Origin of the sequence: Pseudomonas sp. 5P_3.1_Bac2 (genome assembly GCF_025465995.1) — a bacterium.
Classification (GTDB): domain Bacteria; phylum Pseudomonadota; class Gammaproteobacteria; order Pseudomonadales; family Pseudomonadaceae; genus Aquipseudomonas.
Genome location: NZ_JANLNY010000004.1, coordinates 353,779 through 375,260 on the forward strand (window position 1 = coordinate 353,779; position 21,482 = coordinate 375,260).

The 21,482-nt window shown below is 59.8% G+C and carries 21 protein-coding genes; 15 read left to right on the forward strand and 6 right to left on the reverse strand.

The window, feature by feature from the left end; all coding sequences use genetic code 11:
* The first annotated feature begins 379 nt into the window (after positions 1–379).
* Entirely contained in the window at positions 380–778 is a 399-nt protein-coding gene (locus NTD81_RS03000) for a DUF1145 domain-containing protein (RefSeq protein ID WP_262179296.1), read from the forward strand.
* On the forward strand, positions 771–1,532 hold the full coding sequence (locus NTD81_RS03005) for a collagen-like protein (protein ID WP_262179298.1): 762 nt from the start codon (positions 771–773) through the stop codon (positions 1,530–1,532). The genes NTD81_RS03000 and NTD81_RS03005 overlap by 8 nt, the downstream gene beginning before the upstream one ends.
* Before the next feature lie 41 nt (positions 1,533–1,573).
* Here NTD81_RS03005 and NTD81_RS03010 read toward each other — a convergent pair whose 3' ends face one another.
* Complete coding sequence (locus NTD81_RS03010) at positions 1,574–2,038, reverse strand: CopD family protein (protein WP_262179299.1); 465 nt, start codon at positions 2,036–2,038, stop codon at positions 1,574–1,576.
* Positions 2,039–2,149: 111 nt separating this feature from the next.
* On the opposite strand from NTD81_RS03010, the gene dinG reads away from it, so the two are divergent.
* The 5 genes from dinG (at position 2,150) to pdxH (ending at position 9,541) form a co-directional block, all read left to right on the forward strand.
* Entirely contained in the window at positions 2,150–4,297 is a 2,148-nt protein-coding gene (gene dinG, locus NTD81_RS03015) for an ATP-dependent DNA helicase DinG (RefSeq protein ID WP_262179301.1), read from the forward strand.
* A 106-nt stretch (positions 4,298–4,403) separates the two neighbouring features.
* Positions 4,404–6,599, forward strand: coding sequence for a beta-agarase (locus NTD81_RS03020; protein WP_410017109.1), 2,196 nt, complete (start codon positions 4,404–4,406; stop codon positions 6,597–6,599).
* 60 nt (positions 6,600–6,659) lie between these two features.
* Positions 6,660–7,805 carry a serine hydrolase domain-containing protein gene (locus NTD81_RS03025; protein ID WP_262179302.1) on the forward strand — a complete coding sequence of 382 codons (1,146 nt, stop codon included), beginning with the start codon at positions 6,660–6,662 and terminating at the stop codon, positions 7,803–7,805.
* Between the two features lie 109 nt (positions 7,806–7,914).
* Complete coding sequence (locus NTD81_RS03030) at positions 7,915–8,781, forward strand: OmpA family protein (protein WP_262179304.1); 867 nt, start codon at positions 7,915–7,917, stop codon at positions 8,779–8,781.
* A 112-nt stretch (positions 8,782–8,893) separates the two neighbouring features.
* Positions 8,894–9,541: a pyridoxamine 5'-phosphate oxidase gene (gene pdxH, locus NTD81_RS03035; RefSeq protein ID WP_262179306.1), complete on the forward strand. Its 648-nt coding sequence runs from the start codon at positions 8,894–8,896 to the stop codon at positions 9,539–9,541.
* Here pdxH and NTD81_RS03040 read toward each other — a convergent pair.
* Positions 9,538–9,783 carry a hypothetical protein gene (locus NTD81_RS03040; protein WP_262179309.1) on the reverse strand — a complete coding sequence of 82 codons (246 nt, stop codon included), beginning with the start codon at positions 9,781–9,783 and terminating at the stop codon, positions 9,538–9,540. The two genes, pdxH and NTD81_RS03040, sit on opposite strands and share 4 nt — an antisense overlap.
* A 178-nt stretch (positions 9,784–9,961) precedes the next feature.
* Between NTD81_RS03040 and NTD81_RS03045 the strand changes: the two genes are divergently transcribed.
* The 8 genes from NTD81_RS03045 to NTD81_RS03080 all read left to right on the forward strand — a co-directional run bounded on the left by NTD81_RS03045 (position 9,962) and on the right by NTD81_RS03080 (position 17,436).
* Positions 9,962–10,423, forward strand: coding sequence for a hypothetical protein (locus NTD81_RS03045; protein WP_262179311.1), 462 nt, complete (start codon positions 9,962–9,964; stop codon positions 10,421–10,423).
* A 303-nt stretch (positions 10,424–10,726) separates the two neighbouring features.
* Entirely contained in the window at positions 10,727–13,519 is a 2,793-nt protein-coding gene (locus NTD81_RS03050; RefSeq protein ID WP_262179313.1) for a monovalent cation/H+ antiporter subunit A, read from the forward strand.
* Positions 13,519–13,851: a Na+/H+ antiporter subunit C gene (locus tag NTD81_RS03055; protein ID WP_262179314.1), complete on the forward strand. Its 333-nt coding sequence runs from the start codon at positions 13,519–13,521 to the stop codon at positions 13,849–13,851. Before NTD81_RS03050 ends, NTD81_RS03055 begins: the two co-directional genes overlap by 1 nt.
* Positions 13,848–15,374, forward strand: a complete 1,527-nt coding sequence (locus NTD81_RS03060) for a monovalent cation/H+ antiporter subunit D (protein ID WP_262179316.1) — start codon at positions 13,848–13,850, stop codon at positions 15,372–15,374. Before NTD81_RS03055 ends, NTD81_RS03060 begins: the two co-directional genes overlap by 4 nt.
* The gene (locus NTD81_RS03065; RefSeq protein ID WP_262179318.1) at positions 15,371–15,868 is read left to right on the forward strand and encodes a Na+/H+ antiporter subunit E; all 498 of its coding nucleotides are present in this window, start codon (positions 15,371–15,373) and stop codon (positions 15,866–15,868) included. The genes NTD81_RS03060 and NTD81_RS03065 overlap by 4 nt, the downstream gene beginning before the upstream one ends.
* Positions 15,853–16,122, forward strand: coding sequence for a K+/H+ antiporter subunit F (locus tag NTD81_RS03070; RefSeq protein ID WP_262179320.1), 270 nt, complete (start codon positions 15,853–15,855; stop codon positions 16,120–16,122). Before NTD81_RS03065 ends, NTD81_RS03070 begins: the two co-directional genes overlap by 16 nt.
* A 9-nt stretch (positions 16,123–16,131) precedes the next feature.
* A complete protein-coding gene (locus NTD81_RS03075) occupies positions 16,132–16,464 on the forward strand; it encodes a Na+/H+ antiporter subunit G (protein ID WP_262179322.1) in 333 nt (110 codons plus the stop codon).
* Between the two features lie 63 nt (positions 16,465–16,527).
* Positions 16,528–17,436, forward strand: coding sequence for a DMT family transporter (locus tag NTD81_RS03080; RefSeq protein WP_262179324.1), 909 nt, complete (start codon positions 16,528–16,530; stop codon positions 17,434–17,436).
* 54 nt (positions 17,437–17,490) lie between these two features.
* On the opposite strand, the gene NTD81_RS03085 is transcribed toward NTD81_RS03080, so the two are convergent.
* The 4 genes from NTD81_RS03085 to NTD81_RS03100 all read right to left on the reverse strand — a co-directional run bounded on the left by NTD81_RS03085 (position 17,491) and on the right by NTD81_RS03100 (position 21,467).
* Positions 17,491–19,104, reverse strand: a complete 1,614-nt coding sequence (locus NTD81_RS03085) for an NAD(P)/FAD-dependent oxidoreductase (protein ID WP_262179326.1) — start codon at positions 19,102–19,104, stop codon at positions 17,491–17,493.
* 117 nt (positions 19,105–19,221) lie between these two features.
* Complete coding sequence (locus NTD81_RS03090; RefSeq protein WP_262179328.1) at positions 19,222–19,908, reverse strand: COG3650 family protein; 687 nt, start codon at positions 19,906–19,908, stop codon at positions 19,222–19,224.
* A gap of 77 nt (positions 19,909–19,985) precedes the next feature.
* Entirely contained in the window at positions 19,986–20,315 is a 330-nt protein-coding gene (locus NTD81_RS03095; RefSeq protein WP_262179330.1) for a YegP family protein, read from the reverse strand.
* Positions 20,316–20,435: 120 nt separating this feature from the next.
* A complete protein-coding gene (locus NTD81_RS03100) occupies positions 20,436–21,467 on the reverse strand; it encodes a lipase secretion chaperone (RefSeq protein WP_262179332.1) in 1,032 nt (343 codons plus the stop codon).
* Positions 21,468–21,482: the final 15 nt, after the last annotated feature.

Below are 21,482 nucleotides of genomic sequence, written 5' to 3' on the forward strand. Positions count from 1 at the left end.
CAACTGGGCTGCTCTGGCTCAGGTTAAGTAACCGGTGAGCTGTATCCTCCTGTAATACCGCCGATCTGCGGGTATTACAGGAGATGCCGGATTGCTGCAGTGCAGGTCTTAGTTCTTATTTGGCCAAACGTCCCGCTGCCTTAGTGCCGCAGCAATGGCGCTCGTGCATAGCGCTCAGCTTGGTGCATTGAACGCAATCGAGGGTGGCCGGTGCTTGTGTTACTCGGCAATGTGGGGGAAAGTTCCCGGGTTAATTAACCTTCAGCTAGCCGCCGATGGATGGGCATTAGGCTTGTGGCCAAGTGTCAATCAATGCGCTCTGCACCTTGCAGTTGGCTAGGCCGATGGTTTCACGCAGCCGTTAAAGTGGTGGATGGTGATGAAGTTTGCTCTTAGTTTGGCCAAGGTCTTAACCCTGCTGTTTTGGGCGCTGATCATCACTAACCTCGTGCAGCCTTTGCGCCAACCCTTTAATCATCTGTTGCTGGCCGCTGGTGCTGTAATCCTGCTGCTGCATCTGTTTGAGCTGTGGCTGTATCGCCAACGCTTGGCAGCTGCCACTAAGCCGGCCTGGGCACGCCTGCAGACCCTGCTGTTCGGCGTGTTTTATGTCTATCCACTACCGGCGCTGCCTGCGCCGTTGTCAGCCGCTGCGTCGCTGCCTGAGGTCAATCCTGCGCCAAGCGCGGTTACCGAGGGCAACAGTGCTGCTTCTGGCTCATCTGCAAGCGATCAACCCCCACAACAAGAGTTAAAACTGGAGAGCGGCAATGCGTAAAATTTTGGTGCTGATGGCGCTGATCAGCCCGGCAGCCATGGCCAAGGCCATCATTGAGGTCGAGCCCAACGCGTTTATGCGTTTGCCTGGCAATGCCACGGTGCTTCAGTTGGATGAGGTCAATGTGGCCGATAACGCCACGCTGATGCTGCCTGCGGCGTTACGTGAGCTGACCATCCTTGAGTTGCATTTGGGGCGCAGCGCGCGGCTGGTGATTGCCCCCAGTGAGCAGCCACTGAAACTGGATATTGCTCAGGCTGATATTGCCAGCGGCGCCGCCATCAGTGCCCGGGGAGGGCAGGGGACTTTCGATAAACCCGCGACTGCCGGGCGCCAGCTGAATCTGCGTTTGCAAGGCGGCAATGTGCAGGATCTGTTAGTCGACGCCCGTGGCGGCAACGGTGCGCCAGGCTATTCGGGCTTAGCCGGGGCTGATGGGGTGGCGGGTGGTTGCACCTGGGGCCAGGCCAGCCGCGGTCATAACGGCTTGGATGGCGGCAATGGCGCCCCCGGTGCTACGGGAGGTCAAGTTCGGCTGGAGTTGCCCCAGGGGTTTGCCTTGGAGCAAATCAAGGTGCGAGTAGACGGTGGCGCCGGCGGTAAGGCGGGCTTGGCCGGTGAGCCGGGCAAAGGCGGAGCGCGCAAGGGCTGCTTGGTGTATAGCGCTGCCGGCGCTGCCGATGGCCGCCCTGGGCTAAGCGGGCAGCCCGGCGAGCCTGGTCCGGCAGGCAGTGTTAACGTGGTGCAGTTCTAGGCAGTACTTGGGCTTAACTCGGCGAGTTAAGCCCAAGGGCATTACAGGCTTGGGCGGATCGCGGCAATCGCGATCACGCCGAGGCCCAGCAGCAGATTGAAACCGACCAGGCGGCGAATCCGTCCCAGCACGTTACCTCCGCTTGGCCAATCTTCAGCGTTCACCGCGCGGCGCAGTTCTGGCAGCAGCAACAGCTGGATGCGTAAAAACAATGCCAGCATGGCCAAGTACAAGCCCATCATGATGTGCACATAGCGCGGCGCACCGGCGAAGGTCTTGAAGCTCAGGTGAATGATCCCCGCGCCACTGAGTGGCAGCAACAGCACGGCGGCCCAGACCCAATAGAAGAAGCGCGGAAACACCGCCAGCCATAACTTCAGGCGCGCCGGCGCTTCTAGGGCGCTGACGGCGGCCGGGCGCAGGACCATCCAGGCGAAGAACATGCCGCCCACCCAGACCACGGCGGCGAGTAGGTGCAGAGCATAAACAAGGGCGTAAGGGGTCATGCGGGGCTCCTGTAATAGATAAGCGCTTGGGCGCTAAAGCAATTAGCGCGCTATGATAGCCGCCGATTCCAAACACTGAAAATTTATCCAGCCTTTTGCCGCCAGTTGCCCATGCTCAGTCCCGAACTTAAGTCCCAGATTCAGGGCGCTTACACGCGCTTCCTTGAAGCCAAAACGCTCAAACCCCGTTATGGCCAGCGCCTGATGATTGCGGAAATCGCCAAGGTGCTGGGTACTATCGGCCACGACGACGAAGGCCGTCGCGTCGGTGAGCCAGCGGTAGTGGCAGTAGAGGCCGGCACCGGTACGGGGAAAACGGTGGCATACAGTCTGGCCGCCATCCCCACCGCCAAAGCGGCGGGCAAGCGCTTGGTGATCGCCACCGCCACCGTGGCGCTGCAAGAGCAGATCGTGCACAAAGACCTGCCGGACGTGATGCGCAACAGCGGGCTGAATTTCAGCTTTGCTCTGGCCAAGGGCCGTGGCCGTTATATGTGTTTGTCCAAACTGGATATTTTGCTGCAAGAAGGCCAGGCGCAGAGCGCCACGGCGCAGCTGTTCGAGGAGGAGGGCTTTCGCATCGAGGTGGATGAAGAAAGCCAAAAGCTGTTCACCTCGATGATCGAAAAACTCGCCGGCAACAAGTGGGACGGCGACCGTGACAGCTGGCCACAAGAGCTGGACGACAGCCGTTGGGCGCAACTGACCACCGACCATAGCCAGTGCACCAACCGTCATTGCCCGAACTTTCAGCAGTGTGCCTTCTATAAGGCCCGTGAAGGCATGGGCAAGGTGGATGTGATCGTCACCAACCACGATATGGTGTTGGCCGACTTAGCCCTGGGCGGTGGTGCCGTGCTGCCTGACCCGCGCGACACCTTGTATGTGTTTGACGAAGGGCATCACCTGCCGGACAAGGCCATTGGCCACTTCGCCCACTTCACCCGCTTGCGCTCCACCGCTGACTGGCTGGAGCAAACCGCGAAGAACCTGACCAAGTTGCTCGCCCAGCATCCGCTGCCGGGCGACCTTGGCCGCTTGATCGAGCAAGTACCGGAGCTGGCGCGGGAGCTGAAAACGCAGCAACAGTTTATGTTTGCCGCGTGTGAGCAAGTTGCCGAGTTTAAGCCCGGTGAAGACAACGAAGGCCGTGAGCGGCCGCGCCACCGCTTTGTCGGCGGGGTGGTGCCGGCGCATATGATTGAGTTGGGGCTGGAGCTGAAAAAAGGCTTTAGCAAGCTCAATGACCTGTTTACCGGCGTCACCGAACAACTGAAAGAAGCCATGGATGGCGAAGCCACCTTGGGCATCGCCAGCCATCAGGCTGAAGAGTGGTATCCGCTGTTTGGCAGCTTGCTGGCCCGGGCGCGCGGTAACTGGGAGCTGTGGCTGGCCTTTACCGCTGAAGATCCCGAAGAAAGCCCGCCCATGGCGCGTTGGCTGACCCTGGCGCAAAACAACGCACTGTTTGATATCGAGGTGAATGCCAGCCCGATTCTGGCTGCCGAAACCCTGCGCCGCAGTCTGTGGAACGTGGCCTACGGCGCATTGGTGACCTCCGCCACCTTGACCGCCTTAGGCAGCTTTGATCGCTACCGTATGCGCGCAGGCCTGCCGAAAAATGCAGTGACGGCGGTGGTGCCCAGTCCGTTCCAGCATGCCGATGCCGGGGTGCTGCGCGTACCGAATCTGAATGCCGATCCACGGGATTCAGCGCTGCATACGGCGGCGATCGTGCGTGAACTGCCGACTCTGGTCGCCGGCTCCAAAGGCACTCTGGTGCTGTTCTCCTCACGTAAGCAGATGCAGGAGGTGTTTGACGGCTTGGAGCGGGATTGGCGCAAGCGGGTGTTTATCCAAGGCAATCTGTCCAAGCAGGAGACCTTGAATAAGCACAAGGCGCGGGTCGACAGTGGCGAGGAGAGTGTGCTGTTCGGCTTGGCCAGTTTTGCCGAAGGGGTCGACTTGCCTGGCGCCTATTGTGAGCATGTGGTGATCGCCAAAATTCCTTTTGCCGTGCCCGATGACCCGGTGGAAGCGGCGCTGGCGGAGTGGATTGAAGCCCGTGGTGGCAATCCCTTTATGGAAATCGCTGTGCCGGACGCCTCACTGCGTCTAGTTCAGGCTTGCGGACGCCTTTTGCGTACCGAAGCTGACCGCGGCACCATCACTTTGCTGGATAGACGGGTAGTGACGCAGCGCTATGGCAAGGCCATTCTGAACGCGCTACCGCCGTTTCGCCGGGAAATTAGCCCTTAACCTGAACCTGGGGGCTGGCGAAGGTCCAAGAGTCACGCGCACAATGCCGTGATAAATACCTGCGCGGGCCGCGCAGTGTTGCAAGGCCGTCTAGGGGAGAGGTTGAGTGAAGGGTAAGGGTAGGCTGCAAGCTGGAGTTATCGCGCTGCTGTTGTTAGGTCAGAGCGCCACTGTTACCGCTGAAGAAAAGCAGGAATTATTCAATTTTGTGCGGCCGCTGGATGCCGTACAGGTCAGCACTGAAGATGCCGACTTGCCCAATCGCATCGGCGAGCCCACTCCCCAAGGTGAAGTGCTGCGGCGCATTACCTTCCATGTGGCGGCGCAGCCCACTTTGCGCTTGAGTCCACAGACCGGCAGCTGGGACTGGTCGCAGCAACAAGCCGTCAGCCTGCGCGTGCAAAACGCCATGGACTGGGCCCTGACCCTCGATGTGCAAATTGACAGCCGCGATGGCAAACGCCTGACCAGTCGCATTGCCCTCCCGGCCGGGCCGGCGCAAACCCTGTTGATCCCGCTACATGCCAGCAGTGCAGGTGATCAAGGCATGCGCGCCGCCGTGCCAATGCCCTTCAGCCATGCCGGCAACCGCGTGCTGCTGGCTGACAGCGTGCAAGGTACTATCGATTTGAGCCAAGTCAGCGCGGTGAGCCTGTCGCTGTCACAACCTAAGGCCCCGCAGAGCATTTTGCTCAGCCAGTTTGCCGTCACAGCAGCGCTGCCGACAGCCGCGGCCTATGAGCAGATTGTCGATGCCTACGGGCAATTTAGCCGCGCCAACTGGCCAGAGAAAATCACTCAAGAGTCACAACTCCAGCAGGCGGCCGAGCAGGAGCCGGCGCAGCTGCAAAGCTTGCTCAAACAGCGGCCGAAGCAGGATCAGTACGGCGGTTGGCTGGGTAGCCCAGGGCTCAAGAAAACCGGTTTTTTCCATACGCAAAAGCGTGACGGCCGCTGGTTCTTAGTTAGCCCGGAGGGCAATCCGTTTTACTCCCTGGGCGTCAATGCGGTGACCTTGGAGCAAAGCGCCACCTACGTTGAAGGCCGCGAAGCGATGTTCAGCGCGTTGCCCAAAGAGGGTGATGCCCTGGCCGCGTTTTACGGCAACAGCGATAGCCGTAGTGGCATTGGCGCGAACCAAGGTCGGGCGTTTGCCAATGGCCGCTGGTTTGATTTCTACAAGGCCAACCTGCAGCGCAGCTACGGCAAGGTTGATGCCGCACAGTGGCGCAGCCTTGCCACGCAGCGTCTGCAAGCGTGGGGCTTTAACACCTTAGGTAACTGGAGCGACTCCGGCTTTGCCCAGCAGGCGCAGATGCCGTTCACCATCCCACTGTCGATCCGTGGTGATTACGCCACCATCAGCACCGGCACCGACTGGTGGGGCGCCATGCCCGACCCGTTCGATCCGCGTTTTGCCATGGCCACGGAACGTGCGGTAGCCATTGCTGCCCGCGATCACCGGGATAATCCGTGGTTGCTCGGCTATTTCGCCGACAACGAACTGGCCTGGGCGGGCCCAGGTGAGGGCGCCGAGGGTCGTTACGCCTTGGCCTACGCCACCTTGCGCCTGACCACCGATGTGCCGGCCAAACGCGCCTTCCTCAAGCAACTGCGCGACAAGTACCGCAATCACAACGGCCTGTCCAAGGCTTGGGGCATTGATCTGCAAGCTTGGGAGTTGATGGAAGACCCAGGCTTCCAAGCGCCGCTGCCGAACGAGGCATATCCGGCCATCGAGCAGGATATGCAGGCGTTCCTCAAGCTGTATGCCGATACGTACTACAAAACCATCGCCGATTCGCTCAACTGGCATGCACCTAACCATCTGCTGTTGGGTGGCCGCTTCGCCAGCAGCATCCCCGAGGCGGTGCAAGCCTGTGCGCAATATTGCGATGTGCTGAGCTTTAACTTCTATACCCGCGAACCGCAGCAGGGCTATGACTTCGCCGCTTTACGGGCGTTGGATAAACCGCTGCTGGTCACCGAGTTCCACTTTGGTTCGCGCGATCGCGGGCCGTTCTGGGGCGGTGTGGCTGAGGTTTATAAAGAAGAAGAGCGTGGCCCGGCCTATGCCCACTTCCTGAGCAAGGCATTGGCGGAGCCGCAGATTGTCGGCGCCCACTGGTTCCAGTATCTCGATCAGCCCGTAACCGGGCGCCTGCTCGATGGTGAGAACGGCCATCTGGGCCTGGTCGCTATCACGGATCGGCCCTGGAGCGGCTTTGTCAAAGAGGTGCGTAAGGCCAACTTAAATGTGCCGTTGGTGCTGCTTAAAGCTAAGCCGGCAGCCAAGCCTTAAGGCCGGTTGATTTCGTTGCCCAGTTGCACGGCGTGCGCTGGGCCTTGGAGGATGTACTGCGTGCTGATTCAGGGTTATTTCGATTTAAAGTTTGAAGCGCTCAAAGACAGCTTCGCCAGTTTGTTTGAATCCTCGCAAGAGCGCGGCATGGCCCTGTGCGTAAAAGTCGGCGGGGAAACCGTGGTCGATATCTGGGCTGGGGTCGCCGATAAAGATGGCGAGCAGGCCTGGCATAGCGACACCATTCTTAACCTGTTCTCCTGCACCAAGACCTTCACTGCGGTGACGGCTTTGCAATTGGTTGGCGAGGGCAAGCTGGAACTGGACGCACCGGTGGCGCGCTATTGGCCGGAGTTCGCGGCGGCCGGTAAAGATAAAATCACCCTGCGCCATCTGCTCAGCCATCAAGCCGGCCTGCCGGCAATCCGCCAGCTGCTGCCAGCCGAAGCCCTGTATGACTGGGGCCAGATGACTCAGGCGCTGGCCGCCGAGCAGCCTTGGTGGGCACTGGGTGAGGGGCATGGCTATGCACCTCTCACTTACGGCTGGTTAGTCGGGGAATTGTTGCGCCGCGTTGAAGGGCGTGGGCCTGGCGAGTCGATTGTGGCGCGCACGGCCAAACCCTTGCAGTTGGACTTTCATGTCGGCTTGGCGGACAGCGAGTTTGACCGCGTGGCCCATATCAGTCGCGGTAAGGGTAATGTCGGCGATGCGGCGGCGCAGCGTCTGCTCAAGGTCATGATGAGCGATGCGCAGGCCTTGAGTACCCGTGCTTTTACCAATCCGCCGTCGGTGATGACCAGCACCAATAAGCCCGAGTGGCGGCGTATGCAGCAGCCAGCGGCGAATGGTCATGGCAATGCGCGCAGCCTTGCGGGGTTCTATGCCGGGTTGTTGGATGGCAGCTTGTTGGAAAGCGAGCTGCTTAACGAACTGACCCGCGAACATGCTCAAGGCGAAGATAAAACCTTGCTCACCAGCACCCGTTTTGGGCTGGGCTGCATGCTGGATCAGCCGGGGGTGGCCAATGCTACCTATGGCATGGGGCCACGGGCCTTTGGCCATCCAGGGGCGGGTGGCTCGATTGGATTTGCTGACCCAGAGCGCGATGTGGCCTTTGGTTTTGTTACCAATAGCCTGGGACCGTTCGTCTTGATGGACCCCCGGGCGCAGAAACTTGCAAGACAACTAGCTGCTTGTTTATAGCCAGCTCGGCTAAACTGCTGCGCAATTTGCTGTTCATTATTCAGTTTTAAGGCCGCCGTGGCGGTTAATGACGTTATTTTTGTTTCTTTCTTGATTAGATGGATGTCCGATGCTCACCAATAAGTCTGTTGCTTTAGCTTTGTGTTTACTCGTCGGTGGCTGTAGCTCCATCGATATCCCGGGCTTTGGTAGCAACAACAGCAAGTTGGCCAAGGCCCAAGCCGCCGCGGCGAAAATGCCCGAGCCGGCAGTCACCCAAGCTTGGTTAGATGACTACGAGCCCAAAGTGCGTGAGGCCATCAAAGGCACCAACTTTGAATTGGAGCGTCGGGAAAACCTGCTGGTGGTGACGGCGCCTGTACAAGGCTCGTTTAACCCTGACCGCCCGAACATGATGTTGCCAGTGACCCTGGGCCCGCTGACTCGCATGGCTAAGTTGCTGGAGCAAGAAAAGTCGATTGGTGTGCTGGTGCTGGGCCATGCCGATAGCAGTGGTGATCCTGCCGCCAACCGCGAGCTGAGTCAGCAGCGGGCCCGCGCGTTCACCTCGATCTTCCGCATGAGTGGCCTGAAGCAGGATCGCTTGACGGTTAAAGGCATGGGCTCCAACAGTCCGCGAGCGGCTAACGACAGCGCGGAAGGCCGTGCTCTGAACCGTCGCGTGGAGATCTTGCTGACCTCGAAAGTCACTCTCAACGCGCTGATCGCCAAGTACAGCCTGCCAGATCTGCAGCCGGCTACTGCCCTGGCCTCGGCTGACAAGCCGGCGGCAGCGGCACCCGCTAAAGCTAAAGCCGCGAGCAAACCGGCGGCTAAGTCCACTAAGCCTGCAGCTAAGAGCGTAGCCAAAGCTAAACCAGCGGCGAAACCAGCAGCTAAGACGCCGGCCAAAGCTGTAGCCAAAACCACTAAGCCTGCTGCCAAAGACAGCAAGGCCGTGGCTAAGGCCGATAAGCCTGCCGACGCTAAGCAGTAATTCCCCTTTCCTTCAGCAGCCGGCAGTGCCTGAAAGCGCCTGCCAGGCTGCGCTAAGTCAAGCCAAATCCGCTCCTCAGGTTTAAGCTAGGCACATTCTGGAGGAAGTGCTGATGACTCAAACCTTGGCCGATATGCGCCGTGATTACACCCGGGATGGCTTAAGCGAAGCCCAAGCGCCGCTCGAACCATTTGCCTTGTTTGCCCAGTGGTTTGCCGACGCGGTGAAAACTGAGCAGCTGCCTGTTGAACCCAATGCCATGACCCTGGCCACCGTGGATAGCGAGGGCCGCCCCCATTGCCGCGTGTTGCTGCTCAAGGGCGTGGATGAACAGGGCTTTACCTTCTTTAGCAACTATCAAAGCGCCAAGGGTGAGCAGATGGCGGCCAAGCCGTTTGCGGCGATGACCTTCTTCTGGCCGACCCTGGAGCGCCAGGTGCGCATCGAGGGCCGGGTCGAGCGGGTCACGCCTGAGGAGTCCAACGCCTATTTCCAAGTGCGTCCGCTGGGCAGCCGCATCGGCGCCTGGGCCTCGCCGCAAAGCCGGGTGATTGCCGATCGCACTGAGCTGGAAGGGCTGCTGGCCGAGACTGAGCAGCGTTTTCTCGACAGCGCACCGCAGTGCCCACCGCATTGGGGCGGCTATCGCTTAGTGCCTGAGCGCATTGAGTTTTGGCAGGGGCGCGCGAGTCGCCTGCATGACCGGTTGAACTACCGCCTGCGCGGCAAGGTGTGGAGTCGCGAGCGTCTGGCGCCTTAGGCCTGTTCGTCGCCGGGGTATTCGGCAGCGGCGCGCTCCAGCCAGGCTGGCAGATCACGTCGCTTCACCCCGGCTGCTTGCGCCTCACTTAGGCGCTTAAGCATGTAGTTACGTTTGTCCGGGGAATTACCCGCTAGGGCCAGGGTCAAATCGCGGTCCATCCAGCGCTTGATCCGCACATAAATCCACCAGTGGAAATACAGCCCGGCCAGCGTGGTGATGACGACAATAAAGTAATCCATAGCTCCCCCCAAAAAGGCCCGTAGTCTACGTGGGCCAGTGTGCGTTACCCAAGTGGCGCAGTGTCGCGCAAAGCCTCGGCAGGCGTGGCGGGGAGGCTCACAGGCGCAGTCGGTAGGGCAGACATGCACGACGGCGTAGGTGATCTAAACTCAAAACTGCCCAACTGGAGAATTAACCATGCGTAAACCCATTTTGTTAGCCGCTTTTTTGTCCGGGCTGACCCTGCTCAGTGGCTGCGCCTCCGACCTGACCGGTGACAGCTATTCGCGCGAGGAAGCGCGCAAAGTGCAAACCGTGCGCATGGGCACCATCGAAACCCTGCGCCCGGTGAAGATTGAAGGCACCAAAACCCCAATCGGCTCCGGGGCTGGCGCCATTCTTGGTGGCGTGGCTGGCAGCGGCGTTGGATCTGGACGTGGCAGCGCGGTGGTGGCGGTGATTGGCGCCATAGCGGGTGGTCTGCTCGGGGCGGCGACCGAGGAAGGTCTGACCCGTACCCAAGGGGTGGAAATCACCGTGCGTGAAGACGACGGCAGTACCCGTGCCTACGTGCAAAAGGTAGAGGAGAACGAAGTGTTCCGGGTCGGTGAGCGCGTGCGCATCACCACTGTGGACGGCACCAGTCGCGTCAATCACTAAGGGTTAACGCAACCGGATCGGTGTTGAGCTGATCCGGTTTTTTATTGTCTTTTTTACCAGTAAAACAGGATTTATACCGCCGCTTATAGCATTTTGTCAGTCAAAGGTTGGTGTGTTTGTGGTTTTTGGTAATAAATAATGCAGTGACTGATTTCGATAGTTATGGATAATTGCTAGCTGTTCAAAACCTATGGTTTTGCTATGAGGCCTTCGCTACAGCGCCTGCTTAAGGTGTTTAGCCAGCCCAAGATTGAGGAGTAGGGTGCTGCGTTGTGCCGCGCAGGGCCCATTAAGGAGAGGTTTATGACGTTAGCGATGATCATCGCCTTGCCATTTATTGGCATCCTTCTGCCCTTGTTGGCAGAGCGCTTTGGTCGTTCCGCTTGCGCCTTAGCCACTGCTGTCGCGCCGCTGGCAGCACTGCTGGTACTGCTTAGCCAACAAGGTGCGGTGTTTGCCGGGCAGACGTTAATCGCAAGCTGGCAATGGCTGCCGGCGCTGGGCCTAAACCTCAGCGTACGTCTGGACGGCCTGGGCTTTTTGTTTGCCTTGCTGATTCTCGGCATTGGCCTGCTAGTGATCCTCTACGCCCGCTACTACTTAGATAGCAAAGAGCCCATGGGGCGTTTCTTTGCTTATCTGCTGCTGTTTATGGGCGCCATGCTTGGCGTGGTGTTGTCCGAGAACCTGCTGCAGCTCTTGATGTTCTGGGAGTTGACCAGCCTGGCTTCGTTCTTGTTGATCGGCTTCTGGCGCCACCGCAGCGATGCCCGGCGTGGCGCACGGATGTCGCTGACGGTCACCGGCGGCGGTGGTCTGGCGCTGCTGGCAGGGATTCTGCTGCTGGGGCATATAGTCGGCAGCTTTGAGCTGAGTCAGATTTTGGCCTCGGCTGAGCTGATCCGCAGTCACAGCTATTACCCACTGGCGCTGATGTTAGTGCTGCTGGGGGTGTTCACCAAGTCGGCGCAATTTCCCTTTCACTTCTGGTTACCGCAAGCCATGGCGGCACCGACCCCGGTGTCGGCCTACCTGCATTCGGCAACCATGGTTAAAGCCGGGGTGTTCCTCCTGGCGCGCTTGTATCCGGCGTTATCGGGCAGTGATTGGTGGTTCTATCTGGTTGGCATGACCGGCCTGGTGACCTTGCTGGTGGGCGCCGGCATGGCGTTGTTTCAGCACGACCTCAAAGGCTTGCTGGCCTATTCGACCATCAGCCATCTGGGCTTGATCACCTTGCTGCTGGGCCTGGATACGCGCCTGTCAACGGTGGCGGCGGTGTTTCATATCATCAACCACGCGACCTTTAAGGCCTCGCTGTTTATGGCTGCCGGGATCATCGATCACGAGACGGGCAGCCGCGATATGCGCCAGCTAAATGGCCTGTGGAAATACATGCCCATGACCGGCGGCTTAGCCATGGTGGCGGCCTCGGCCATGGCCGGGGTGCCGTTGCTCAATGGCTTCCTCAGCAAGGAAATGTTCTTCAGCGAAACCCTTAACCAGCATCTGCTCGGTAGCTTCAACTGGGTAATCCCGGCGATGGCGACCTTGGCTGGGGTGTTTGCCGTGGCCTATTCGCTGCGCTTTATCCACGACGTGTTCTTTAACGGCGAGCCCATCGATCTGCCTAAATACCCGCCCCATGAGCCACCACGCTATATGCGTTTGCCGGTGGAGGTGCTGGTGTTCCTCTGCCTGGTGGTGGGCATGCTCCCGGCCTATACCGTGGCACCCTTGTTGGCGGTGAGTGCGCAGGCGGTGCTGGGGGGCGATTTGCCTGAGTACAGCCTGGCCATCTGGCATGGTTTTAATCTGCCGCTGCTGATGAGCTTTATTGCCGCGCTCGGCGGGGTGGCCCTGTATCTGTGCCGTAAGCCGCTGTACCAGTGGTATGCCGGCTTGCCGAGCCTGAATGCCTTGCAGATTTTCGAGCGCTGCATGCGTGGCCTGCAGGCATTTGCCCAAGGGCTGACCCAGCGTTTGGAGAGTGGCTCGCTGCAAAGCTATCTGGTGTGGATGCTGGTCAGCGCCTTGCTGTTGGTGGTCATCGCCCTGAGCCCGCTGGAGCAGTTGCAAGGTCCGGTGGCGCAGTCGCCCATTGATGGCCTTAGTGCTCTGGGTTTGCTGGTGCTGTGCCTGAGTGCGTTGTTTACCGTGGCGCTGCACCGCCAGCGTTTACTGGCGTTGATGGTGATCGGCGCTAGTGGTTTGGTGGTGGCCTTGGCATTTGCCCGCTACTCGGCGCCGGATCTGGCCCTGACGCAGATCTCGGTGGAAGTGGTCACCATCATCCTGCTGATGCTGGTGCTGTTCTTTATGCCTGACCGCACGCCCGCGGAGTCCAGCAGCCTGCGCGTGCTGCGTGATATCTGCTTAGCCGGCGCCGTGGGTACGGTGATCGCGCTGCTGGCCTTTGCCGTGCTGACCCGACCCTACAGCAGCATTGCCGCGTTCTTCTTGGAAAACAGCTTAAGCGGTGGCGGCGGCAGCAACGTGGTGAACGTGATCCTGGTCGACTTCCGTGGCTTCGATACCTTGGGTGAGATTTGCGTGCTGGCGATTGCCGCCGCGGGCATCTACGCGCTGTTGCACGGCCTGCATTTGCCTTATCCGCAGCGCGATGCCCATGGCCGTCTGTGGTCCACCGACAGCCATCCGATGATTCTCGACAAGCTATCGCGTCTGCTGCTGCCCATGGCCTTGATGGTCTCGGCGTTTATCTTTATTCGCGGGCATAACCTGCCTGGCGGCGGCTTTATTGCCGGGCTGATCACCGCTGTGGCGCTGATCCTGCAGTACATCTCCCATGGAGTGACCTGGACGCAGACGCGCCAGCCCCTGAGCTACCACAGCATTGCCGGTGCCGGCGTACTGCTGGCCGGGCTCACGGGCCTCGGCAGCTGGCTGTTTGGCTATCCGTTTTTAACCACTAGTTTTGGCCATTTTGAGATTCCCTTGATCGGTGAGATTGAGCTGGCCACGGCGATTCTGTTTGATCTGGGCGTGTACCTGACGGTGGTCGGCGCCACCTTGTTGATCTTGTCCAATATCGGCCATGTCAGTCAGGACGTGTCGTGTAGGGAGGTGCTCTGATGGAAGCGCTGTTTGCCATTAGCCTCGGCGTGTTAGCCGCCACCGGCACCTATTTGCTGTTGCGCGGCCGAGTATTCCCGGTGGTGCTGGGGTTAACCTTGCTGTCCTATGCGGTGAACCTGTTTCTGTTCGCCATGGGCCGCTTGGTCTCAGGTGGTGTCGTGATCCTTGGTCAGGCTGACAAGGCGCTGGCTGATCCGGTACCGCAAGCCTTGGTGCTGACCGCCATTGTGATTGGCTTTGCCATGACCGCCTTCGTCGTGGTTTTGGCTTTACGTGGCCTGGCGGAGCTGAAGACCGATCATGTCGATGGTGAGGAGCCTAAGGCATGAGTAGTCTCAATCATTGGTTGATCGTGCCGATCCTGCTGCCGCTGTTTGCCGGCGCGCTGCTGTTATTCGCCCATAAGCTGAGCAAGCCGGTTAAGCGGCTGTTCTCCTCCCTGGCTTGTTTGGCCTTGGTGCCGCTGGCGCTGGTGCTGCTCAACCAGGCTGGGGATGATCAGTTGCGCTGGTATGCCTTGGGTAACTGGCAGGCGCCGTTTGGCATCGTGTTGCTGCTGGATCGTTTAAGTGCGCTGATGCTGCTGCTCACCGCCGTACTGGCCAGCTGCGCATTGCTCTATGCCTGCCGTGGGGATGATGAGCGCGGGGCGAATTTCCATGCGCTGTTTCAGTTCCAGCTCCTGGGTATTAACGGCGCTTTTCTCACCGGCGATCTGTTTAACCTGTTTGTATTCTTCGAGATCCTGCTGATCAGCTCCTACGCCTTGCTGGTGCATGGCCATGGCGCCGCGCGGATCAAAGCCGGCATGCATTACGTGGTGCTCAACCTGCTCGGTTCGGCGCTGTTTCTACTCGGTGTCGGCACCCTGTATGGCTTGACCGGCACCCTGAATATGGCTGACCTGGCGCATAAGGTGGCGGCTGCCGATGGGCAAACCGCGCCATTAATCGCCGCCGCCGGTTATCTGTTGCTGCTGGTGTTCGCCCTCAAAGCGGCAATTCTGCCGCTGTACTTCTGGCTGCCACGCGCTTACGCCGCGGCCAGTGCACCGGTGGCCGCGCTGTTTGCGATCATGACCAAGGTCGGCCTGTACGCCATCGTGCGGGTGTTCACCTTGATCTTTGGCGCCCAGGCCGGTCACTTAAGCAACTTTGCCCACGAGCTGCTCTGGTGGGTCGCTGCGCTGACGTTGGCCGCTGGCGTGTTTGGCGCTCTGGCTGCGCGGCAATTGCAGGTGCTGCTGAGCTATCTGGTGGTGGTCTCGGTGGGTACGCTTTTGGCGGGGATTGCTTTGGCCAGCGCCGATGCCTTGGCTGGCGCCCTGTATTACTTGGTGCATAGCACCTTGCTCGCTGGTGGCCTGTTCCTTTTGGCGGATTTGATTGTGCGTCAGCGCGGCGCGGCGGGCGGCGATTTGCGCCAGACCCATAGCCTGCGTCAACCGCTGTTGCTCGGTGGCTTGTTCTTTGTTGGCGCGATTGCCGTGGCGGGGCTGCCGCCGTTCTCCGGCTTTATCGGCAAGCTGATGCTGCTGCGTGCGGTGCTCGAGTTCGGGGCAAACCAAGCGCTGTTGCTGTGGCCGATTGTGTTGATCGGCGGCCTAGGCCTGCTGATTGCCTTGAGTCGCGCCGGCAGCGCGATCTTCTGGGCCTTGCCGGCTGAAGAGCAAAGCCAGGAGGTGGCGGCCAAGGCTGACCCGCTGCGCTTATTCAGTTGCTGTGTGCTGCTGTCGGCCAGTGTGCTGCTGGTGCTGGCGGCGCAACCGATCAGCGCTTACATGCAAGCCACGGCGGCGCAATTGCTCAATGTGCCGGCCTATCTGGCGCTGGTGCCAGGAGGTGGAGCATGAGACGTTGGCTGCCGCATAAGGGCATGATCCTTTGCCTGACCCTAATTTGGTTGCTGCTGGCCAACAGCCTGAGCCTGGGCAATATCGTCCTGGGGGCGCTGTTGGGCTGGTTGATCGTGTTGCTGTCCCAGCACTTTTTGCTCGACCTGCCGCCGGTGCGTAAACCCTGGCTGCTGTGCCGCTTTGTGCTGCTGGTGTTTTACGACATCGTGGTCGCCAACCTGCAGGTGGCCAAGCTGGTGTTGGGCCCAGGTAAGGGGCTGAATCCGGCGTTTGTCGAAGTGCCGATGGCGATTGAAAACGACTTTCTGCTGGCGGTGCTGGCCAGCATCGTCTCGCTGACCCCGGGGACGGTGTCGGCGGGGCTCAGTGCTGATCATAAAGTCCTGCTGCTGCACGGCCTGGATGTGCGCAACGAGCAGGCGCTGATCGATGAAGTGAAAAGCCGCTACGAAGCGCCTCTGCTGGAGATCTTCCAATGCTCGCGTACGTGATGCCGATTTGTTTCTGTCTGCTGGGCGTGGCCCTGCTGCTGAATACCTTGCGCCTGTTGCAGGGACCGAGCATGCCGGATCGGGTGTTGGCGCTGGACAGCCTGTATATCAACGGTCTGGCCTTGTTGGTGGTGTTCGGTATCTGGCAGGCGTCGAGCTTTTTCTTCGAGATTGCCCTGCTGATTGCCGTGCTTGGTTTTGTCAGCACCGTGGCGGTGGGTAAGCACCTGCTGCACGGCGACATCATTGATTAAGGGATGCCCATGAACCCATGGATTGAAGGTCTGGTTGCGCTGTTTTTGCTGCTCGGCAGCGTCTTTGTGCTGATTGGCGCCATCGGCCTGTATCGCCTGCCGGACTTCTTTACCCGCCTGCATGGCCCGACTAAAGCTACCACCTTGGGCGTGGGCGCGTTGCTGCTGGCGTCGATGATCTTCTTTAGCAGCACTGAGGCGGGCCTAAGCCTGCATGAGCTGCTGATTACTCTGTTTCTGTTTATCACCGCACCGGTCAGCGCGCATATGTTGTCCAAGGCGGCGATGCAAAAGAAACTACCGCTGGACCCCCGTACCCGGGGCAAGCCTTGGGAGTCTTAAACAGGCTTTTCCCTTCTGCGTGAGTGGATTATTCATTAGACTCGGGCTTTTGCGGTGAGTGTTATGACGCACAAGCACGGGCAGGGCGGCGCGATGCTGTGCCTGCTGCTGGCCATGGCTCTGTGGGGCAGTTCGTTTATTGCCCTCAAGCTGGCCTTTGCCGAACTGCCGGCGCTATGGGTGATTTTTGGCCGTATGGCCTTGGGTAGCTTGATCTTCCTGCTGGCCTGGCGCTGGCGTGGTGCCCTCGAATACCGTGCCGGCGACTGGAAGTACCTGCTGGCCATGGGCGTCTGCGAGCCTTGTCTGTATTTCCTCTGCGAAGCCATCGCCCTGCAACACACCAGTGCCGCCCAAGCTGGGATGGTCACTGCACTGATGCCGCTATTAGTGACGCTCGGGGCTTGGTTAGTGCTGGGCGAGCGCACTACGCAACGCAGCCTGTTGGGCTTTGCCATCGCCATCGGTGGTGCGCTGTGGCTGAGCCTGGCCGGCAACAGTGATGAGCATGCCAGTAATCCCTTGTTAGGTAACTTCTTCGAGCTGCTGGCAGTGCTCTGCGCAGTGGCTTACACCTTACTGCTGAAGCACTTGTCGACGCGCTATTCAGCGTTTTTCCTCACCGCGCTGATGGCCTTTATCGGCTGTGGTTTCTTCCTGCCAGCGGCGCTGATTTACGCGCCCGTACCCGCGCAACTGAGCCTTAAGGGGGCGCTTGCGGTGGCTTATCTGGGCGTGCTGGTCACGGTGGGTGCCTATGGCTTGTACAACTACGGCGTGGGCCGTTTGCCGGCGAGCCAGGCCTCGGCTTTTTTAAACCTGATCCCGCTCTTTACCCTGGTGTTTGCCGTACTGGTTTTAGGCGAGCGCCTAAATGCCGAGCAACTGCTGGCGGCGCTATTGGTATTTGCTGGGGTCATGCTCAGCCAATGGCGCAGCAAGGGCCTGTTGCCGGCCGGGACCTTGGATTAGCCACGCAGGCGGCAGTGAACGGCCACCGCAGGGGTGGCCGCAGCACAGCAGGGTTTACTCGCCTAGGTTGAGCATATTGCGGATCACCGCCTCGGCGACGCGGATGCCATCGACACCGGCCGAGAGAATGCCGCCGGCATAGCCTGCGCCTTCGCCGGCGGGGAACAGCCCGCGCAGGTTGAGGCTCTGCATATCGGCGCCACGGGTGATGCGCAGCGGCGAGCTGGTGCGGGTTTCGATGCCAGTGAGCACTGCGTCATGCATATCAAAGCCTTTGATCTGCTTGCCGAACTCCGGCAGCGCTTCACGGATGGCTTCAATGGCAAAGGCGGGCAGAGCCAGGGCTAGGTCGCCGAGCTTGATCCCGGGTTTGTAGGACGGCTCGACGCTGCCTAGGGCGGTGGATGGCACGCCGGCGATAAAGTCGCCCACCAACTGCCCTGGCGCTTCATAGTTGCTGCCACCGAGCAGGTAAGCCGCCGACTCCAACTGTTCTTGCAGCTCGACCCCGGCCAGTGGGCCACCAGGATAATCCTGCTCGGGGCTGATGCTGACGACGATGCCGGAGTTGGCGTTGCGCTCATTACGCGAGTACTGGCTCATGCCATTGGTGACGACGCGGTTCGGCTCCGAGGTGGCGGCCACCACCGTGCCGCCCGGGCACATGCAGAAGCTGTAGACGGCGCGGCCGTTCTTGGCGTGGTGCACCAGTTTGTAGTCGGCAGCACCGAGTTTCGGGTGGCCGGCGTATTTGCCTAGGCGCGCGCGGTCGATCAGCGACTGTGGATGCTCGATACGGAAGCCCACCGAGAAGGGCTTGGCCTCCATAAATACTGCGCGCTCATGGAGCATGCGGAAGGTGTCACGGCTGCTGTGGCCCAGGGCCAGAATCACGTGGCGGCTGCGGATGTGCTCGCCGCCGGCCAGAACTACACCGTGCAGTTGGCCGTCTTCGATCAGCAGGTCACTGACCCGTTGTTCAAAGCGCACTTCACCGCCCAATGCGATGATTTCCTCACGCATGGTCGCCACCACCCCAGTGAGGCGGAAGGTGCCGATATGGGGCTTGCTGACGTAGAGGATTTCCTCTGGCGCACCGGCTTTCACAAACTCGTGCAGCACCTTGCGGCCAATGTGCTTGGGATCTTTGATCTGGCTGTACAGCTTACCGTCGGAGAAGGTCCCGGCACCGCCCTCGCCAAATTGCACGTTGGACTCGGGGTTAAGCTCATTTTTACGCCACAGGCCCCAGGTGTCTTTGGTGCGCTGGCGGACTTCCTTGCCGCGCTCCAACACAATCGGTTTAAGCCCAGCCTGGGCCAGAATCAGCGCGGCAAAAATCCCACAGGGGCCAAAGCCGACCACCAGTGGGCGCTCGCTAAAGCCTTCGGGAGCGTGGCCAACTGGCTGGTAGGTGGTGTCGGGGGCGACGCTGATATGGCGGTCGTTGCTCAGTTTGCTGAGTACGGTGGCTTCATCGCGCAGGTTGCAGTCGATGGTGTAGATAAACTGCAGTTCGCTGGATTTCTTACGCGCATCGTAGCTGCGCTTAAACAGGGTGAAATCCAACAGCTCGCTGTCGGCGATGCCTAGGCGTTGGACGATGGCCGGGCGCAGGGCTTCTTCGGGGTGATCGAGGGCGAGCTTAAGTTCGGTAATGCGCAGCATGGACGGTGCACTCTTAGGGCCGGAGGCAACCCGGCAGCGGTAAACCGGCAATTATACGCAGGATGGGGCGCTTGTAACGGCCAGCAATCGCTCGGCTGGCCGTACAGGTCTTAGCCCTTAGTTGTCGCGGCCGCCACCCTGATAAGCACAGCCGCGCATGACCTTGCCGTCCAGGCGCAGCTCCGCGCTCATGTTCTGCACCGTGCCGCTCATGCTATCGACGCAGCGCTGCTTGGCTACCCACAGCTCAAAGCGCTGGCCGTTGGCCTCGCTGCTGAGGTTAAAACGGCCTTCAGGCAGTTGTTCTTCGACGTAGGGCAGGGCCAGGTCTTCTTGGCCAGGCCGGGACAGAATCAAGCCTTGGCTGCTGACCGCCACATGCCAGTTCGGCTCATTGCCGTGGGCGCTGAGCAGGGTGCGTTTAAAGTTGATGTCGTTGCAGCCCGGACCTTCGCCCTGCACGCGGTAGACCTGAGTAGGCAGCAGTTCGCCGTCATGGCCTTTGCTTGCGCTGGCTTTTAGCTGGCCGCGCAGATCCACGAAGAGTTTGCTGCGGCCATCGGCAAACAGGGTTTGCGCGTCGCTGCTCAGGCTGTCTTGGTTGGGGTCAGTGGCGGCGCTGTCGTTGATCACAAACTGGCGCTGCTCCTGGCACGGACGAAAAATTAAGTCGCTGGCGGACTGGCTCAGTTCGCCTTGCAGGCGGGTGGATTTCAGCGTGGCATCTGGGGTTTGGTTGCCGGTCGATTGGCAGCCTGCGAGCAGGGCGAGGAGGGTCAGGCAGAGGGGACGATGTAGGCGCATGGGGGCACTCCGGAAAACGTGCGCTCACGTTACCTAGGCGCTGCCCTGATCACAAGGTCAGGGCAGCGCCTTACGGTTTACTCGGTTTTCACCGTAGTGGTGGCACCGTTGTTCTTCACCGAGGTGATGCCATCGTCACGTCCAGTAGCGCTTTTGTACAGCTGGCTGGTGCCGATGACCTGGTGATTGGCGGCTTTGAGGTTGAAGTAAAAACGTCCATCGCTGGCGTCTTTACGCTCGTAGCGCGCCTCATCAGCGGCGTTTTTTTGCACCGAGGCGATACCGCCTTCGGCGGCACTGCGGCTTTCATACTGTTCGCTGCGCAGGATCACTTCGCCATTACCGGCTTTTAGCACGAAGGAATACTGGCCCTTTTCGTTCTTTTTCAGCACATAGCATGCGGCCATGATGGTCTCCATTGAGGTCAGGAAGGTACACACTTACTACCGATGACGGCGCTCTATCATCCGGCAATATTTTGTCGGCTGATAGAGCACCGCTTAGTTTTTGCTAAAGCGTCTGCACCTTTAAGGTTTAGCGGCTTGCTGCGACTCATACAGCTGCAACGCAGCGTCCACACGTAAGCGTTCGGTTTCGTTGAAGTTTTCTTCCAGCAAGCGGGCCGTGGCTTGGTCTTTGTCAGCTTGGCTTAAGCCTTCGTTAGCGGTGATTTTTTGCCGCTGCTCCTGGAAGCTGGTCAGGCGTTGTTGCCACTGCGAGCGTTTGCCGTCGAGTTGTTCCAGGCGTTCGGTGGCTTCCACCCCCACGGTTTGCTGGCGCAGGCGGCGAATATCCTCTGCGCTGCCGCCGTTGGCTTGCAGGGCCTGGGTTTGCTGGCGCAGTTCCACTTGCAGGCGGGTCAGGGCTTGCTCTTGCAGCTCTTCAGGCAACGCGTCGCGCAGTTGCTGGACGCGGGCGGTTTTCTCATCATCGCTGAGGCTCTGGTCATGCAGGATGGCCAAGCGCTGCAAGGTGAACTCGTTGTAGCGCTGCTCGGTGCCGAAGAACGCCTCCACCGCTTCAGCGCTAAAGATCCGTTCACGCAGGGCTTTGACCGCCGCCTCGCGTTGAGTCAGGCCGCTGAGGTCAGTACTTTGCGGCAGATCAATCTCCAGCGCGATCAGCTCTTGTTTGTATTGCAGGTATTGATTGAACAGGGTGTGTGCCTGGCTGCGGGCGGGCTCTTGCAGTTGTGCGTCGATATAGCCGCGCAGGCGCGCAATGCTTTGTTCCAGCGGCTCTTCACCGATAGTGCTGAGGAAGTAGTCGAAAATACGCCGAATATCCGGGGTGATCAGCAGATTGCCGGCTTCATCCACATAAAAAACCCCATCGACCTCGGTCCCCCGCAGCGAGGTAGTCATCTGCGGGGCAGGCGGTTTATCACTGGCTTTTAGGTTCTGCACAGTGACTACGGGGGCCTCTAGCGTGGTGCTTTGTGGCGCAGTATTGGCACTGCTGGGGGCGCTGCTGGTTTGCTCAGGTTGGCCATCCAAAAACAGGATCACAGCCAGGCAGGCGATAAACACTACGGGGATCAGTAACAGCAGTTTTTTCACGTGAGTACCTGATTG

Coding starts and splice junctions, on each gene's coding strand:
- NTD81_RS03000 (WP_262179296.1), top strand. CDS start 380: ATGAAGTTTGCTCTTAGTTTGGCCAAGGTCTTAACCCTGCTGTTTTGG.
- NTD81_RS03005 (WP_262179298.1), top strand. CDS start 771: ATGCGTAAAATTTTGGTGCTGATGGCGCTGATCAGCCCGGCAGCCATG.
- NTD81_RS03010 (WP_262179299.1), bottom strand. CDS start 2,038: ATGACCCCTTACGCCCTTGTTTATGCTCTGCACCTACTCGCCGCCGTG.
- dinG (WP_262179301.1), top strand. CDS start 2,150: ATGCTCAGTCCCGAACTTAAGTCCCAGATTCAGGGCGCTTACACGCGC.
- NTD81_RS03030 (WP_262179304.1), top strand. CDS start 7,915: ATGCTCACCAATAAGTCTGTTGCTTTAGCTTTGTGTTTACTCGTCGGT.
- pdxH (WP_262179306.1), top strand. CDS start 8,894: ATGACTCAAACCTTGGCCGATATGCGCCGTGATTACACCCGGGATGGC.
- NTD81_RS03040 (WP_262179309.1), bottom strand. CDS start 9,783: ATGGATTACTTTATTGTCGTCATCACCACGCTGGCCGGGCTGTATTTC.
- NTD81_RS03045 (WP_262179311.1), top strand. CDS start 9,962: ATGCGTAAACCCATTTTGTTAGCCGCTTTTTTGTCCGGGCTGACCCTG.
- NTD81_RS03050 (WP_262179313.1), top strand. CDS start 10,727: ATGACGTTAGCGATGATCATCGCCTTGCCATTTATTGGCATCCTTCTG.
- NTD81_RS03055 (WP_262179314.1), top strand. CDS start 13,519: ATGGAAGCGCTGTTTGCCATTAGCCTCGGCGTGTTAGCCGCCACCGGC.
- NTD81_RS03060 (WP_262179316.1), top strand. CDS start 13,848: ATGAGTAGTCTCAATCATTGGTTGATCGTGCCGATCCTGCTGCCGCTG.
- NTD81_RS03065 (WP_262179318.1), top strand. CDS start 15,371: ATGAGACGTTGGCTGCCGCATAAGGGCATGATCCTTTGCCTGACCCTA.
- NTD81_RS03070 (WP_262179320.1), top strand. CDS start 15,853: ATGCTCGCGTACGTGATGCCGATTTGTTTCTGTCTGCTGGGCGTGGCC.
- NTD81_RS03075 (WP_262179322.1), top strand. CDS start 16,132: ATGAACCCATGGATTGAAGGTCTGGTTGCGCTGTTTTTGCTGCTCGGC.
- NTD81_RS03080 (WP_262179324.1), top strand. CDS start 16,528: ATGACGCACAAGCACGGGCAGGGCGGCGCGATGCTGTGCCTGCTGCTG.
- NTD81_RS03085 (WP_262179326.1), bottom strand. CDS start 19,104: ATGCTGCGCATTACCGAACTTAAGCTCGCCCTCGATCACCCCGAAGAA.
- NTD81_RS03090 (WP_262179328.1), bottom strand. CDS start 19,908: ATGCGCCTACATCGTCCCCTCTGCCTGACCCTCCTCGCCCTGCTCGCA.
- NTD81_RS03095 (WP_262179330.1), bottom strand. CDS start 20,315: ATGGCCGCATGCTATGTGCTGAAAAAGAACGAAAAGGGCCAGTATTCC.